Annotated in this window: 13 protein-coding genes; 4 read left to right on the forward strand and 9 right to left on the reverse strand. The window is 66.9% G+C overall.

Annotation, left to right across the window (positions count from 1 at the left end):
- Positions 1 to 5: 5 nt before the first annotated feature.
- Genes AC1Q7H_RS17720 through AC1Q7H_RS17745 form a run of 6 tightly spaced genes read right to left on the reverse strand, consistent with a single transcriptional unit; the run spans position 6 to position 7,537 of the window.
- Positions 6 to 1,163 carry an alpha-hydroxy acid oxidase gene (locus tag AC1Q7H_RS17720; protein WP_492381511.1) on the reverse strand — a complete coding sequence of 386 codons (1,158 nt, stop codon included), beginning with the start codon at positions 1,161 to 1,163 and terminating at the stop codon, positions 6 to 8.
- Between the two features lie 13 nt (positions 1,164 to 1,176).
- A complete protein-coding gene (dapA, locus tag AC1Q7H_RS17725) occupies positions 1,177 to 2,091 on the reverse strand; it encodes a 4-hydroxy-tetrahydrodipicolinate synthase (RefSeq protein WP_013953429.1) in 915 nt (304 codons plus the stop codon).
- Positions 2,092 to 2,102: 11 nt separating this feature from the next.
- Positions 2,103 to 3,872 (reverse strand): ABC transporter permease subunit, encoded by a 1,770-nt coding sequence (locus tag AC1Q7H_RS17730; RefSeq protein WP_013953428.1) that lies wholly within the window; start codon positions 3,870 to 3,872, stop codon positions 2,103 to 2,105.
- Complete coding sequence (locus AC1Q7H_RS17735; protein WP_058696498.1) at positions 3,869 to 4,960, reverse strand: ABC transporter ATP-binding protein; 1,092 nt, start codon at positions 4,958 to 4,960, stop codon at positions 3,869 to 3,871. The genes AC1Q7H_RS17730 and AC1Q7H_RS17735 overlap by 4 nt, the downstream gene beginning before the upstream one ends.
- A 38-nt stretch (positions 4,961 to 4,998) precedes the next feature.
- Complete coding sequence (locus tag AC1Q7H_RS17740) at positions 4,999 to 6,084, reverse strand: ABC transporter substrate-binding protein (RefSeq protein ID WP_492381512.1); 1,086 nt, start codon at positions 6,082 to 6,084, stop codon at positions 4,999 to 5,001.
- A gap of 19 nt (positions 6,085 to 6,103) precedes the next feature.
- Positions 6,104 to 7,537, reverse strand: coding sequence for an FAD-binding oxidoreductase (locus AC1Q7H_RS17745; protein ID WP_013953425.1), 1,434 nt, complete (start codon positions 7,535 to 7,537; stop codon positions 6,104 to 6,106).
- 225 nt (positions 7,538 to 7,762) lie between these two features.
- On the opposite strand from AC1Q7H_RS17745, the gene AC1Q7H_RS17750 reads away from it, so the two are divergent.
- On the forward strand, positions 7,763 to 8,956 hold the full coding sequence (locus tag AC1Q7H_RS17750; RefSeq protein WP_492381513.1) for an acyl-CoA dehydrogenase family protein: 1,194 nt from the start codon (positions 7,763 to 7,765) through the stop codon (positions 8,954 to 8,956).
- A gap of 41 nt (positions 8,957 to 8,997) precedes the next feature.
- Positions 8,998 to 9,816, forward strand: coding sequence for an IclR family transcriptional regulator (locus AC1Q7H_RS17755; RefSeq protein WP_013953423.1), 819 nt, complete (start codon positions 8,998 to 9,000; stop codon positions 9,814 to 9,816).
- A gap of 17 nt (positions 9,817 to 9,833) precedes the next feature.
- On the opposite strand, the gene AC1Q7H_RS17760 is transcribed toward AC1Q7H_RS17755, so the two are convergent.
- From AC1Q7H_RS17760 to AC1Q7H_RS17770, 3 genes are read right to left on the reverse strand one after another with little or no spacing between them, the layout of a single operon-like run.
- Entirely contained in the window at positions 9,834 to 10,184 is a 351-nt protein-coding gene (locus tag AC1Q7H_RS17760; RefSeq protein WP_013953422.1) for an AtuA-related protein, read from the reverse strand.
- 9 nt (positions 10,185 to 10,193) lie between these two features.
- Positions 10,194 to 11,549 carry an acyclic terpene utilization AtuA family protein gene (locus AC1Q7H_RS17765; RefSeq protein WP_211981851.1) on the reverse strand — a complete coding sequence of 452 codons (1,356 nt, stop codon included), beginning with the start codon at positions 11,547 to 11,549 and terminating at the stop codon, positions 10,194 to 10,196.
- Positions 11,550 to 11,587: 38 nt separating this feature from the next.
- Complete coding sequence (locus AC1Q7H_RS17770; RefSeq protein WP_211981850.1) at positions 11,588 to 12,583, reverse strand: Bug family tripartite tricarboxylate transporter substrate binding protein; 996 nt, start codon at positions 12,581 to 12,583, stop codon at positions 11,588 to 11,590.
- A 483-nt stretch (positions 12,584 to 13,066) separates the two neighbouring features.
- Between AC1Q7H_RS17770 and AC1Q7H_RS17775 the strand changes: the two genes are divergently transcribed.
- Together AC1Q7H_RS17775 and AC1Q7H_RS17780 are read left to right on the forward strand one after the other, a co-directional pair.
- On the forward strand, positions 13,067 to 14,071 hold the full coding sequence (locus AC1Q7H_RS17775) for a tripartite tricarboxylate transporter substrate-binding protein (RefSeq protein ID WP_013953419.1): 1,005 nt from the start codon (positions 13,067 to 13,069) through the stop codon (positions 14,069 to 14,071).
- Between the two features lie 273 nt (positions 14,072 to 14,344).
- Positions 14,345 to 15,310, forward strand: a complete 966-nt coding sequence (locus tag AC1Q7H_RS17780; RefSeq protein WP_013953418.1) for a Bug family tripartite tricarboxylate transporter substrate binding protein — start codon at positions 14,345 to 14,347, stop codon at positions 15,308 to 15,310.
- Positions 15,311 to 15,321: the final 11 nt, after the last annotated feature.

The raw sequence follows: 15,321 nt of genomic DNA on the forward strand, positions 1-15,321 counted from the left end.
ACGGCTTACAGTGCGGCCAGCCGCGCGGCATGGTCGTCCGAGAGCGCGGCAGTGTCCAGCCTCGCTGCCTGCGGAATGCCGAGCAGCCGCAGCGTGGTCTCGAATTCTCCACGCAGGATGGCCAGGACTTCCGCTACGCCGCGGGGACCGCGCGCCGCCAGCCCGTACAGCGGTGCGCGCCCCACCAGCACGCCGCGGGCGCCCATTGCCAGCGCCTTGGCGATGTCGGCGCCGCGGCGCACGCCGCCATCGACGAATACATGCATCCTGCCCGCCGCCGCGACGATGGCGGGCAGCATCTCGACTGCGCTGGGCGCGCCTTCCAGCTGGCGGCCGCCGTGGTTGCTGACCACGATGCCATCCAGGCCCTGGCGGGCGGCGATTTCCGCGTCAGCCGGCGTAAGGATACCCTTGATGATGACGGGCCCGTGCCAGTGCTGGCGCAGCCAGGCGATGTCGTCCCAGCACAGCGACATGTCCATCTGCCGGCTCAACCCCGCCGCCTGCGTCTTCAGGTCGTTGGCCATCCCGCTGCTGCGGGCCAGGTTGACGAGCTGCGGCGAGCCGCCCTGGCGCAGCATGCGCAGGCACCAGCGCGGATGGGCCGCCAGGTCAGCCAGCAGCCGCGGCGTCCACGGCACCGGCATGCGAAAGCCGTTGCGGATGTCATGGTCGCGCTTGCCGTGGACCATGGTGTCGACGGTCAGCATCAGGGTGCTGAAGCCGGCGGCGCGTGCGCGCGCCATCATGTTCTCGGCGATGGAGCGGTCGCGCTGCACGTAGAGCTGCAGCCACAGGTCGCCGTCGGTGGCGGCGCGCACGTCTTCCATCGGCGAGGTCGATGCCGTCGACATCACGAAGGGCAGGCCCTCAGCGCGCGCGGCCCGTGCCAGCGCCTCTTCGGCCTTCGGCCAGTACAGTCCGTTCAGCCCCGTGGGGCCCACCAGCAATGGCAGGCTGTACTTGCGGCCGAAGATCTCCATGCCGGGATCGATCTCCGTGACATCGCGCAGCACGCGCGGCCGGAACAGCAGTGCCTGGTATGCGGCCAGGTTGCGTGCCAGCGTGCGCCCGTCCTCAGCGCCTCCCTCCAGATAGTCGAAGGCGAAGCGCGACAGCCTGCGCCGCGCCAGGTCCCGATAGTCCTTGATGGCCGGCAGCATGATCGTCGGCGCCTCAGGCGAGGGCAGCCTCGGCTTGCAGCCGCTGCGTCAGTTCGGCACGCAGCTGTGCCTGCAGCCCGGGTGCCGGCGCTACCAGCGGTGCCAGCACCTTCGGCGCGGTCACGCCCACCAGGTCGAGCACGGATTTCAGCGGCCCCGGATTGGTTTCGGAGAAGGCCAAGTCCAGCAACGGAATCAGCTCGCGGTGCAGGCGTACCGCTTGCGCGGTGTTGCCGGCCACGCCGAGCTCATAGATGGCACGCCAGGTGCGCGGCAGCACGGAGGCGGTCACGACCACGCCACCCCTGGCCCCCCCCGCCATGTGCAGCGGGAACAGGCTGTCCTCGCCGCTGAACACGCTGAAGCTGTCGTCGACACCCGCCACCACCTTGAGGAAGTGGTACATGTCGGTGTTGCAGGCTTTCATGCCGATGATGTTTTCGTGGCGCGACAGCTCGTGCAGCACCTCGGGCGCGATCGCGATCCGCGTGCGGTAGGGGATCTCGTAGATCATGACCGGCACCGGCGAGGCGTCGGCATAGCGCAGGAAATAGTCGCGGATGCCTTGCTGGGTCGGCGAGGTGTAATACGGCGTCAGCACCATCAGGGCAGAGGCGCCGACGCCGGCAAAGGCCTTGCCCGCATCCAGCGCATCGTGGAACCCCGGGTCGAGCACGCCGGGAATGACGGGAACCTGGCCCGCCGCGGCTTCGACGCAAAGGGCCGCCATGCGTACGCGCTCCTCGCGCGCCAGGGCACCGTATTCGCCGGTGCCGCCCAGCGGCACCACGCCGGAAACGCCGTTGGCGAGCAGATAAGCCATCAGCTTGCGCGTGGCGTCCTGGTCGATCCTGTCGTCGGCCGTCACGGGCGTCGGGATGGCGGGGAAGATGCCGCGCAGGTCGGCGGCGGTAAGCTTGTTGTTCATGGATAAGGTTCTCAGCGCCCGGCGCTCTTGCGGCGCAAGCGCTCGGCGCAGGTGATCAGGAGGGTAATGAAGACGAACAGGCAGGTAGACACCGCGGCAATCACCGGTGAAAGCTGCAGTGTCACCTCGTCCCAGAACTGCTTGGGCAGGGTGGCGCTCAGTCCGCCAGAGGCAAACAGGGCGATCGTCAGCTCATCGAACGAGGTGGCGAAGGCGAACAGGAAGGACGAGAACAGCCCGGCGGCGAGGATCGGCAGCGTCACGTAGCGCAGCGTCTGCCAGGGCCGGGCGCCCAGGCTTTGCGCCGCCAGGTCGAGCCGCGTGTCGTAGTTGCGCAGCACCGCCATCATCGTCATGACGACGTAGGGTACGGCAATGACGGTGTGGCCGATCATCAGGCCCAGCGAGGTGCCGACCAGCCCGACCTTGGCGAAGAAGTAGAACATCCCCACCGCGATGATCATGCGCGGGATGATGATCGGCGACAGCACGAACGCCAGCAGCAGCGACTTGCCCCGCATCTGCGAGCGCGCCAGCAGGAACGCCACCGGCGTGCCGACCAGCAGCGCCAGCACCGCGGCGCCAAGGCCGACCAGCAACGACCGCAGCCCGGCCTGCATCCACAGCGGCGACGCGAGCATGTCCTGGTAGTGCTGCAGCGTGAAGCCGCGCGGCGGCCAGTTCAGGCCCGACTTGTCGGCGAACGACAGCGGGATCATCAGCAGCGCAGGCACGCTCAGGAACAGCAGCACCAGCAGCACGGTCGTGCGCAGCGGCAGCGAGTCGCCCGGCTGCGGCTCGCGCCGGCCGCGCGGCACCAATGCCAGCAGCCTGTCGCTGACCGTTCCCAGCGCGCCCAGCACGCTGTCGCCTAGCCGATGCAGCACGCCATCGTGCGCGGCGGCGGAGCGGGTGCGTTGCTCCGCTGCGCCAGCCATCGACGAGAGGCCGAGCACCTTGTCATACAGGGCGAACACCGCCAGCACCACCAGCAGCAGCAACACCGAGATCGAGCCGGCGAAGCCCCAGTTCATGGTCTGCTGCACCTGGTCGATGATCAGCTGGGCGACCATGATTTCTTTGCGTCCGCCCAGCAGCGCGGGCACGATAAAGAAGCCGACGGCGGTGACGAACACCATGATGGCGCCAGCCGCCACGCCCGGCATCGAGAGCGGGAAGTAGACGCGCCAGAACGCCGTGCCAGGCCGTGCCCCAAGCGTCAGTGCCGCGCGCGGGAGGTTGCGGTCGATGTTCTCCATCACCGACAGCATGGTCAGCACCGCCAGCGGCATCAGCGCATGCACCATCGCCACCAGCACGGCCCCGAGGCTGTACAGCAGGTTGGAAGGCGCGTCCTGAAGGCCCGCGGCGCTCAGCAACTGGTTGACCACGCCGTTGCGGCCCAGCATCACGATCCAGGCAAAGGCGCGTACCAGGAAGCTAGTCCAGAACGACAGCAGCACCCAGAACAGCCACTTTGCCTTCCTGTCCTTTGACAGCGAGGAGACCAGGTAGGCCACCGGGTAACCGGCGACCACGGAGAGCAGCGTGGTCCAGAGCGAGATCTTCAGCGTGATCAGCATCACGTCGACGTAGACCGACGACGCAAACAGCTGGCGGTACTTGGCCAGCGTGAAGGCACCGTCGCTGTAGACGCTCAGCAGCAGGAGCTGGCCGACCGGGTAGACCAGCAGCACCACGAACAGGAGCACCAGCGGCGCGGCCAGCAAGGCGGGCCGCAGCCAGGGTAGGGGTCGGCGTTGCAGGGCGACGGCGGTCATAGGGAATCCGGGACGGCGACAGCGTCGCTGCGCTGCCAGGTGAGCGTGACTTGCTGCCCGACCGCATGCCGGGAAGCGCCCATCGAGGTGGGGTAAGACAGCACCACCGGGGCCTGGCCGGCGGCGTCGGATTCCACGTACAGCTTGGTCAGGCTGCCGGTGATCATGCTGTCCAGCACTTTGCCGCTGACCGCATTGGCGGCGGTGACGCCGTTGGCCATGGCGATGTTCTGCGGCCGCACCATGACCCGCACCTTGCCCCCGGCAGCCACCGGCGCATTGGTGACCGCGTGGGCGACGGCGCCGCCCTGTGCCAGCGCCACCTCCACGTGGTCGCCGCGCACTTCCGTGACCGTGCCCTCGAACAGGTTCGATTCGCCCAGGAAGTCGGCCACGAACAGCGTGCGCGGGCGGAAGTACAGGTCCGACGGTGTGCCAAGCTGCTCGATCTTGCCGCCGTTCATCAGGCAGATGCGGTCAGACATCGTCATCGCCTCTTCCTGGTCGTGCGTGACATAGACGATGGTCGTGCCCAGTTCGCGGTGGATGCGCTTGATTTCCAGCTGCATGTGGTCGCGCAGCTTCTTGTCCAAGGCGCCCAGCGGTTCATCCATCAGGATGATCGACGGCTTGTAGACCAGGCAACGGGCCAGCGCGATGCGCTGCTGCTGGCCGCCCGAGAGTTCCTTCGGGAAGCGCGCCGCGACGTGGGGCAGGCGGACCATTTCCAGGGCTTCCAGTGCCTGGCGCCTGGCCGTGGCCGCGTCGACCCGGCGCATCTTCAGCGGGAAGGCGATGTTCTCCGCGATCGTCATGTGCGGGAACAGCGCGTAGTTCTGGAACACCATGCCGATATCGCGCTCGTAGGGGGCGCCATAGGTCACGTCCTTGCCATTGATCAGCAGCTGGCCGCCGTCCGGCACGGCCAGCCCGGCGATCAGGCTGAGCAGCGTGGTTTTGCCCGAGCCCGAAGGGCCCAGGAGGGTAAGGAATTCCCCCTCGGCCACTTCAAGGTCGGTCGGGGCCAGCGCGACGAAGTCGCCATAGCGCTTGGTCAGCCCGGAAATCTTGAGTTTGAAGTTCGGCATCGTGTCGTTGCTTGTGGTGTCTGGTGAAGAGGTTCAGATCACTTGAGGATCCAGCCGTTGAACTTCTCCATCACCGCGGCCTGGTTGTCGAGCCAGTACTTGGCGTTGATCTGCACGCCCGACTTGATGTTGTCGGGGTGGGTCGGACAGTTCTTCGCGACCTCGGGCTTGAGGTACTTGAAGGCATCCGGCTGGGTCACGCCCGCCGGGAAGTACTCCACCAGCGAGGCCATGCGCTTCGGGTCGGAGGCGAACTTGATGAACTCGCGGCAGGCTTGCGCATTCGGCGTGCCGGCCAGGATGGACCAGTTGTCCACGCCCCACAGGTTCTGGTTCCAGACGATGCCAACCTCCGCACCGGAGGCGGCCGCGCTCTGTGCGCGCGACACCCAGGTGGCCACCATGTCGACCTCGCCGGACTTGAGCATCTGCTCAACCTGGGCGCCGGAGTTCCACCACACGTCCACGTTCGCCTTGATCTTCTCCAGGTTGGCGATGGCCCGGTCGACATTGAGCGGATAGAGCGCGGAGGTCGCCGTGCCGGCGGCCATCAGGGACTCTTCCAGCGTGTCGAACGGGTGCTTGCGCAGGGCGCGGCGGCCGGGGAAATCCTTGACGTTCCAGAAGTCGGCCCACGACGACGGTGCCTTGCGGCCCTTGAAGGCGTCGGTGCGATAGGCCAGGACCGTGCTGTAGACGTTGGTGCCCACGCCATAGGGCGACATGAAATGCGCCGGAATGGTCTTGACGGTGGCGTCGCCCTCCAGGCCGTGCTTCTCCAGGTAGACCTTGCCTCCCTGCGTCAGCAGCAGGATGGCCGGCTGGCTGATCTTGGCCATGTCCCAAGTGTAGTTTTTGGTCTCGACCATGCTGCGGATCTGCGCCACCGGTTCGGCGTTGGCCTGCACGCCCACCACCTCGATGCCGGTCTTCTCGGTGAACGGCTTGTAGTACACCGCGCTGTAGGCCTTGGTGTAGATGCCGCCGTCGTCGCGCACCACGATGCGCTTGGACTGCGCGCGCGCGTACTGGAGCACGGCGGGCGCGGCAAGCGTGCCGAGGCCGGCAGCGGCGACCTTGAGGGCACGCCGGCGAGAAGAGTTGATGGGGCTGTGATCGTTCATGCGGGCTCCTTGATTGCCGTTATTGCTGGGAAGGTGGGGACGGCAGCAGCCGGCCGGGGTTGAACAGGTCGCGAGGGTCGAGCATGCGCTTGATGCCGTGCATCATGGCGATCTCGACCGCCGGCTTGAACTGCGCCATTTCTTCGGTCAGGACCTGGCCAATGCCATGTTCCGCGCTGAAGGTGCCGCCCAGCTCGTAAGCCACCTGGTCGATGGCATGCTTGATGCGGGCGGCCACGGCATCGCGCCCTGGCAGCGCTTCCCACTGCGGGAAAGGCACCAGCGGGATGAAGTGGACGTTGCCATCGCCCAGGTGGGCCACCACGATGATCGGCAAATCCGGCAGGACCGCATGCGCCGCCGCGGTGGCGCGCTCAATGAACTGCGGCACCGCCGAGACCGGCACGGCGCAATCGGTGTTCAGGCCCAGGCCCGCCTTTTTGTTGCCTTCGGAGACGCTATGCCGCACCTGCCACATGGCTTCGCGCTGCGCGCCGCTGGCGGCCACCACGGCATCGTCGACCAGGCCTTCGGCCACGCCTTGCTCCAGCACTTCCTGCAGCACCTCGTCGAGCAGTTCGCGCCGGCCGGTGTCGGCAAGTTCCACCAGCACGTGCCAGGGATGGCTGGCAGGCAAGGGCGCACGGCGGCCGGGCACGTGATCGAGCACGATCTGCAATTGCACGTCGTTGAGCATTTCAAACGCGGACAGCGTGGCGCCACAGCGCTGCTGGAAGCGTCCCAGCATCTCCAGCGCCGCCTGCGGCGTGCGCACCGCCAGCCACGCCATGGCGTGCGCGGTGGGCAGCGGGTGCAGCTTGAGCGTGGCGGCGGTGATCACGCCCAGCGTGCCTTCAGAGCCGATAAACAGGTGCTTGAGATCTAGGCCGGTGTTGTTCTTGCGCAAGCGGTACAGGCCGTTCCAGACCTGGCCGTCAGGGAGGACCACTTCAAGGCCGAGCACGTTGTCGCGGGTGTTGCCGTAGCGCAGCACGCCGGTGCCGCCCGCATTGGTGGCGATGTTGCCGCCGATCTGGCAGGAGCCTTCGGCGCCCAGGCTCACGGGGTAGAGACGCCCCTGTTCCGCCGCCGCCTGCTGGATCGCGGCCAGCACGCAGCCTGCCTCGACTTCCATCGAGTTGTTGGCCGCATCGATGGCGCGGATGCGCCGCATGCGCGCCAGGCTGATGACGATGGGGGGCGTGCCGTCCGGGGCTGGCACCGCGCCGCCGCACAGGCTGGTATTGCCGCCTTGCGGCAACACGGGCACGTTGGCCTGGGCCGCGGCCTCCACCACCGCGGCGACTTGCGCGGTGGAAGCCGGCAGCACCACGCACAGCGCCGGACCCGTGTAGCGGCCGCGCCAGTCCTCGATGTAGGCGGCAACGTCCGCGGCTTCGGTGAGAACCGCATCGGGTCCCAACAGGTCTTTCAGCTTCAATACAAGTGACATCGCTTTGTGCCCTCGTGCTCGATTGAAGCCATATTAGTCGATTGTTATGAGCATAGGTATAGGTGAAATCCACATACTAGTAATCGCAATGCGATTACTCTGTTGGGCGGCAGGCAAGGGCTGCAGACCAGATGTCGGGGTTCCTTGTTCGAACAGCCTTCCGTGACAGCGGCCCGGCGGCGTGCCGTCCTACAATCTGATCCTGTCCTGACAACGAGGCTCACCATGTTCACCGCCTGTCCCACAGAAAGAAGCCGTGTCATTGCCGATCGCGTCGAGCGCTTTGTCCGCGACGTCGCGGTGCCCTATGAGCGCGATGCGCGCTGCGAAGCCCATGGTCCGACGGCCGGGCTGGTCGCCGAGCTTCGCGACCAGGCGCGCGCCGCCGGCGTGATGACGCCACATATCCTGGCCGACGGCTCTCACCTGACCCAGCTCGAAACTGCGGCCGTGCTCAAGCGCTCGGGCTTGTCGCCCCTCGGGCCGGTCGCGGTCAACACCATGGCGCTGGACGAGGGGAATATGTTCCTGCTGGGCAAGGTCGCCACGGACGCACAGCAGCAACGCTTCCTTGCACCGCTGGTCAGCGGCGAGGCCCGCTCCGCGTTCTTCATGACCGAGCCAGCGGAAGAAGGCGGGGCCGGTTCCGACCCGTCGATGCTCCAGACCACCGCGGTCAGGGACGGCGACGAATGGGTGATCCGCGGACGCAAGAAGTTCATCACCGGTGCGGAAGGGGCCAGGGTCGGCATCCTGATGGCGCGCACCGGCGACGGTGAGCGCGCGCAGGCCACCATGTTCCTGGTCGACCTGCCGCATCCGGCGATCCGCATCGAGCGCCTGCTCGATACCATCGACAGTTCCATGCCGGGCGGGCATGCACAGGTTCTGATCGACGACCTGCGCGTGCCGCAGGACCAGGTGCTGGGCGAGGTGGACGAGGGCTTCCGTTATGCGCAGGTTCGCTTGTCGCCGGCGCGGTTGTCGCATTGCATGCGCTGGTTCGGCGGTGTGGCACGTGCCGACGAGACCGCGCGTGCCTACGCCACCACGCGCAAGGCTTTCGGCAAGCTGCTGATCGACCACGAGGGCGTGGGCTTCATGCTGGCCGAGAACCTGATCGACCTGCAGCAGGCCGCACTGATGATCGATTGGTGCGCCGGGGTGCTCGACGGCGGTTCCCTGGGCACCGCGGAGAGTTCGATGGCAAAGGTGGCCGTGTCCGATGCGTTATTCCGCGTGGCTGACCGCTGCGTGCAGATCCTCGGCGGCATGGGCGTGTCGCGCGACACCATCGTCGAACAGGTCTTCCGTGAAGTGCGTGCGTTTCGCATCTACGACGGCCCGACCGAAGTCCACAAGTGGTCGCTGGCAAAGAAGATCAAGCGCGATACCCTGGCAACATCGCATCATGGCTGAGCGCTGCCCTGGCGCCGGGCCTGCCTGAGCGGGCCCGCCAGGTGCCATCGCGCCCATCTCCGATCCAGCGTGCACTGGCCGTGCTGCGCGCGCTGTCCGATCCGGAAGTGCGCCGCATGAGCGACGTGGCGCGCGCAACCGGGCTCGATCCGGCCACGGCCTCGCGCATGCTTGACCTGCTGGTGCAGGAGGGCTTCGCCACGCGCGACCAGGCGCGCCGCTACGGCATCGGGCCCGAAATCTTCCAGCTGGCAGACGTGGCGCAGCGGCGCGTGGACTTGCGCAAGCTGGCGCGTCCGGCACTGGAACGGCTGGTGGAGGCGTTCGAGGATACCGCCGTGCTGACCGAGGCCAGCCGTGGCGAGGCGGTGTGCACCGACCTGGAACCCGGCACGTATGCGATACGGGCGAACTACGTGACGGTCGGCACGCGTCGGCCGCTTGGCGTGGGCGCCGGCAGCCTGGCGGTGCTGGCATGGCTGCCCGCGCCCGAGCGCGCGCGCCGGCTGCAGCAGACCACGCGCAAGCTTGGCAAGTACCCGCGGCTCGATGCGGCGTGCATCGCCGCGGAAATCGAGGCCGCCCGCGCGCGCGGGCATGTGCTGTTTCTTGATTGGGTGGTTGACGGGATGGGCGGCATCGCGGTGCCGATTCTCGACTATGAGGGCCGGCCGATCGGTGCCTTGAGCGTGGCGGCGCTGAGTGCGCGCATCCGCTCGCGCGAGGCCGCGCTGGCGCGCAAGCTCAAGCAAGAGGCGCGGCGCATCACCAGCGCCTGGACGCGCACCGTGATACCGCCGCGGGCCGGCGCGTGCACCGACGGCCGACGTGCCAGGGGGCGCCAGTCCGGCGGCGGCTGACGCCTACTCCGGCGAGCCTATGGCGCCGGCCCGCGCAGCAGGCCGGCCAACGCATCAGGTATTTCCACTTCAAAACGCAGTACGGCGCTGGCCAGCGCCTTGCCGTAGTTGTCGATCGCGAGGCTGCGCGACACACCGCCGCCGAGCGCGCCCTCCGCCACGAAGTTGAGCACCTGCAGCCCATCCACTTCATGGCGCGTGACCGCTCCCGTGATCAGCGTGCCGTACAGCGCCTTGAACATGGGTGCCGTCAGCTGTGCCTTGATATGCGGGTAGAACTCCGGCGCATAGGCGATGACTGCCGTGTTCGAAGTATTGCCCTTGTCGCCGGAGCGGCTGTGTGCGAGGCGGCGCAGTGGTACACGCATGGCGAATCCTCAGAGATAGTGGACCTGGGAGGTGATCAACGCGCGCGGCACCAGCGCCGACCAGACGCCGATGATCTCGCGCGTGCGGTCCTGGTGCGGCACGCGCTTGCCGGTGGAGGCCAGGCCGCAGACCGCCATGCTGTCGATCTCGCGGCCGACCTTGGCGGCTTCCGCGCGCGTGCGGGTGCGCGCGGCGACGCGGACCGCGATCTCGTTGGGCTCGCAGGCAGGCTCGGGCGAGGCCGCGCCGTGCACGGCGTTGACGCCGAGGAAGTCGATGCGCACCTCATCCGCCTGCAACCTTGCCATGGCAAAGCGCGCTTCGAGGATGCGTTTGGCCAGCCTGGCCTTTTCCAGGCAACCCGGCCCCGCGAAGAAGAACATGTCTTCGCCGATATGCCCTTCGGTGCAGCCCAGCGACACCTTGAGCGTATCGGTGCGCGGCTGCCCGCTCACGCCGCTGATGCGCACGCGGTCCGGCCCCACCTGTTCGAGCACCGCGGTCGAGAAGTCGACCACCACGTCCGGCGTGATGTAGCGGCGCGGGTCGTGGACTTCATAGAACATTTGCTCCTTGACCGTCTGCAGGTCGATGCGCCCGCCGCTGCCGTCCACCTTGCCGATCACGGCGCTGCCGTCGGCTTCCACCTCGGCGATCGGGAAGGCCAGGTTCCATGGTTCCGGCACATCCTTGTAGCCGGGATCGCCGAAATATCCCCCCGTCACCTGCGCGCCGCACTCGAGCAAATGGCCGATGGCGCTGCCGCGCGCAAGCCGTGTCACGTCGTCCGGAGACCAGCCGAAATGATGGATCATCGGCGCGAGGAACAGCGACGGGTCGGCCACGCGCCCGGTGATCACGATCTGCGCGCCCGCACGCAATGCGGCGACGATCGGCTCGGCGCCTTCGTATGGCTCGGCGCTGATCAGCGTTTCACGCAGCGAGGACACCGGTGCGCCGCTTTCCAGCAGGGTGAGATCCAGCTCGCAGATGCTCCCGGTCAGGTCCGTGGTGGTGACCGCGGCGATCCTGACACCGGGCAGGCCCAGTTCTTCGCAGAGTTCGGCCACGCGCCGGGCTGCGCCCAGCGGATGAATCCAGCCCTGGTTGCTGATGATGCGCGTGCCGTTGGCGATGCAGGGGGGCAGCACTGCGCGCATGCGCTCGTCGAGATAGGTGTCGTAGCCGGCGAAAGCGGCATCGCGCCGCTTGCGCACCTGCGCGGCGGATACCGTGGCCTCGGCCATGGTCTCGAAGCACAGGTAGTCGAGCTTGCCCAGGCGCGCCGAACGCTCGGCCGGCTCCACGCGGTCGCCCCACCAGCCCGATCCCGAGCCGATACGAAGGGTGTTGGTCTTGGTCATGGTTGTCCTGTGTCAGGGGGTGGCGCTGCCGAGCCGTGTCATTGCGCCTTGATGCCGGCGGTCTGGATCACGCGCGACCATTTTTCCGTATCACTACTGATCTGCGCCGCGAACGCGGCGGAGCCTTCGCCGCCCGGCTCGGCGCCAAGCTGTTCGATGCGCTTGCGCACGTCGGGCGTGGCCAGCACCTTATCCACCGCCTGCTGGAGCTGGCGAACACGCTCCGGCGGCGTGCCGGCCGGAGCGAGCAGCCCGAACCAGGAATTGACTTCATAGCCCGGCAGCCCCGACTCGCGCACGGTCGGCACGGAAGGCAGCACCGAGGCCCGCCTGGCACTGGTGACCGCCAGCGCCGTCACCTTGCCGGTCTGGATCTGTGCCAGCGCGGACGGCAGGTTGTCGAACATCAGGTTGACCTGGCCCGCGAGCAGGTCCGTCATGGCGGGAGCGGCCCCTTTGTACGGCACGTGCTGCATGCTGACGCCCGCCATCATGTTCAGCAACTCGCCTGACAGGTGGGGCGACCCGCCGGTGCTGGTGGAGGCATAGTTGATCTTGCCCGGCTGGCGCCTGGCCAGCGTCACCAGTTCGCCCACCGACCTGGCGTTCAGCGTGCTGTTGACAAGCAGCACGTTGGGCGAGTTGGCGACCAGCGTCACGGGCACGAAGTCCCGGGTGCTGTCGTACGGCATGCGCGGGTAGATGAACTGGTTGGTCACCTGCGTGCCCAACGTGCCCATCAGCAGCGTATAGCCGTCAGCCGCGCTGCGCGCCACCGCCTCCGCGCCGATGTTGCCGCCCGCGCCCGGGCGGTTGTCGACCACGATCTGCTGACCCAGCGCCTCGCCCGCCTTCTGCGCAACCAGGCGCGCCAGGATGTCAGTGGTGCCGCCGGGCGTGAAGGGCACCACCAGCCGGATCGGACGTGAAGGAAATGCCTCTGCCGCGCAGGCCGGTGCGGACCAGGCGCACAAGGCGGGCAGGGTGGCGAGCGCCGCAACTACGGCACGCCGCTGGGGGGAATGACGTTGCATCGGGTTGTCTCCTGGGCGCGAGGCGGTGCGCGCGCATCTGGTTTCGTTGAGGGAAACTCTGTGTGGGAGATCTTAGGGAGCGGAGCGAAAGAGCGTCAAACGAATGCCGTATATTTTCATTGGTTGAAAATTTCAGGCGATTTCAGGCGGACCAGCGCCATGGGCGCGTGGCTAGGGAGAGCAGAACATGAGGCTTCGACCTGCTGCCGGAAGATGCGCCATGGTGGCGGGCGGATGCCGCCATCTGCAAGAGTGACCATTGCAGCGAGCTTGTGTCGCCCATCGCCATGCTGGCCCGGGAGGCCTGCGACTTCGGGCAGATGTTCCAGACCGGGTGATCGGCCGGCGTGCGTTCGGCCTGGCCGTATGGCCCGTTCGATAAATCCGGATTGTCCTCCGGTGCCGCTATCCCGCACTCTAGCCCTGTTTGATAAACCGACCGGCGCGACAAAGTCAGCGCGCCGGCGACATGGAGACGGTGATATGTGCGTTCAAGCGGGCAAGGCCATGCTGGCCGGTATGAAGTGGATCACATGCGGAGCGCTCGGGCTGGCGTTTTCCGCTGGGGCGCTGGCAGCGGATGCATATCCGTCCAAGCCCATCACGCTGGTGGTGCCGTTCTCGGCGGGCGGCCCGACCGATGTGGTTTCGCGGGCGCTTGGGCAGGCCATGTCGAAGGATCTGGGGCAGAGCGTTGTCGTGGAAAACAAGCTCGGCGCCGGCGGCACAGTGGCGGCCGCATTCGTGGCGCGGGCGCAGCCCGACGGCTACACCATTCTGATCCACCACAATGGCATGGCGACGGCGCCGGCGCTGTACAAGAAGCTCTCCTACAGCCCGCTGAAGGATTTCGAGTACATCGGGCAGGTGGCGGATGTGCCGATGACGCTGCTGGGCCGCAAGGACCTGCCGCCGGCCAACGCGGCGGAACTGATCAAGTACGTGCAGCAGAACAAGGAAAAGGTCTCGCTGGCCAATGCCGGCCTTGGCGCGGTTTCGCAGCTATGCGGCCTGCTGTTCGAGGAGGCAGTCAAAGTCAAGATGACCTCCGTTCCCTACCAGGGCACCGGGCCCGCGCTGACGGCCTTGCTGGGCGGGCAGGTGGACCTGCTGTGCGACCAGACCACCTCGACGCTGTCGCATATCAACGCCAACCGCGTCAAGCTGTATGGCGTGACGACACCGAGCCGGATCAAGGCGCTGCCCAATGCGCCGACGCTGCAGGAAGGCGGCCTGAAGGGCTTCTCGATGAAGGTCTGGCATGGGATCTATGCGCCCAAGGGTACGCCGCCCGCGGTCACGGCCAGGCTGACCAAGGCCCTGCAGCAGGCATTGAAAGATCCTGCCGTCGCCAGGCGGCTTGACGACCTGGGTGCAGAGGTGGTGCCGCTCGACAAGCAGACGCCGGAGGGGCTCAGGTCTTGGCTCAAGGCGGAAAGCGACAAGTGGCAGCCGTTGCTGAAGACCATGAAGGTGGAGGCCGACTGACATCCTGCGGCCGGTAGCGCGCCAGCGCTTCCGTTCCGTTGGACCTTGAATGTACGCCGCGCGGCGATGGCTGCGCGGCGTACTTGCGTTTACGCGGGGCCTGCGGAGGCTGCTTCGGGTTAACACCGCAGTAGTAGCCCCAGGCATGCCGCCTCTTGATAGCAGCAGCGGAATTTTCTATTTCACCGTCGCCACGGTTGCTCGCTACCATCGCTTCAAAGGGTGTCGACGCGCAATGCGCCACCCAACCAAAACTATCTACCTGGAAGAGACATGAAACGCTTGCTTGCTCAAGTAGGGATCGGTGCGCTCATTTCGTTCAGCGCGCACGCCCAGGCTGCTTACCCTGACCATCCCGTCCGAATGGTCGTCGGCTTCGCCGCCGGCGGCAGCACCGACGTGGTGGCGCGTATCGTGGCGAACAAGCTCGGCGCCTTGCTCGGGCAGTCGGTCGTGGTGGAAAACAAGGCGGGTGCCGGCGGCACCATTGCGACCGACGTAGTCGCCAAGAGCCCGGCGGACGGCTACACGCTGTTGTTCGGCACCAGTTCCCACGCCATCAACGCCACGCTTTACAAGAAGCTGCCGTATGACCCCGTCAATGCGCTGGTGCCGGTATCTGTGGTCGCGGGGGTGCCGATGGTGCTGGCGGTCAATCCTTCGGTGAAGGCGAACACGGCCAGGGAACTGGTCGAGGACATCAAGAAGAATCCTGGCAAGTACAGCTACGGTTCCGCGGGGAAGGGTAGCGCCGTCCATATGGCGGTCGAGTTGCTGCAGTTCCAGGAGCACCTGAAGCTCACCCATGTTCCGTTCCGTGGCGCCAGCCAGGCGATCCAGTCCGTGATTTCCGGCGACGTCCAGTTCATTACCGATGCAGTGTCGACGGCTGCGCCCATGATCCAGTCCGGTCGCCTGAAGGCGCTCGCGGTCACGACTGCCACGCGTTCCAGCGTGCTGCCGGACGTGCCGACGATGAAGGAAGCGGGCTACGCGAACTATGAAACGTCGCTGTGGAACATGGTGATGGTGCCAAAGGGCACGCCGGCCCCGGTCATTGAAAAGCTGAGCGCTGCCTTGCAGACGGCGGTCAAGGACTCTGAGGTGCGTCAGCGCATGGAAAAGATCGGCGTGCAGCCCATCGTCGATTCCACCCCGGACAAGGCGGCCAGGTTTGTCCAGGCTGAGACGCGCCGGTGGGCCGAGGTCATCAAGGCCGCCAACATCGAACTGGACTGAACTGCCGCTGG

This window comes from Cupriavidus sp. GW823-FHT06D04 (assembly GCF_058795055.1).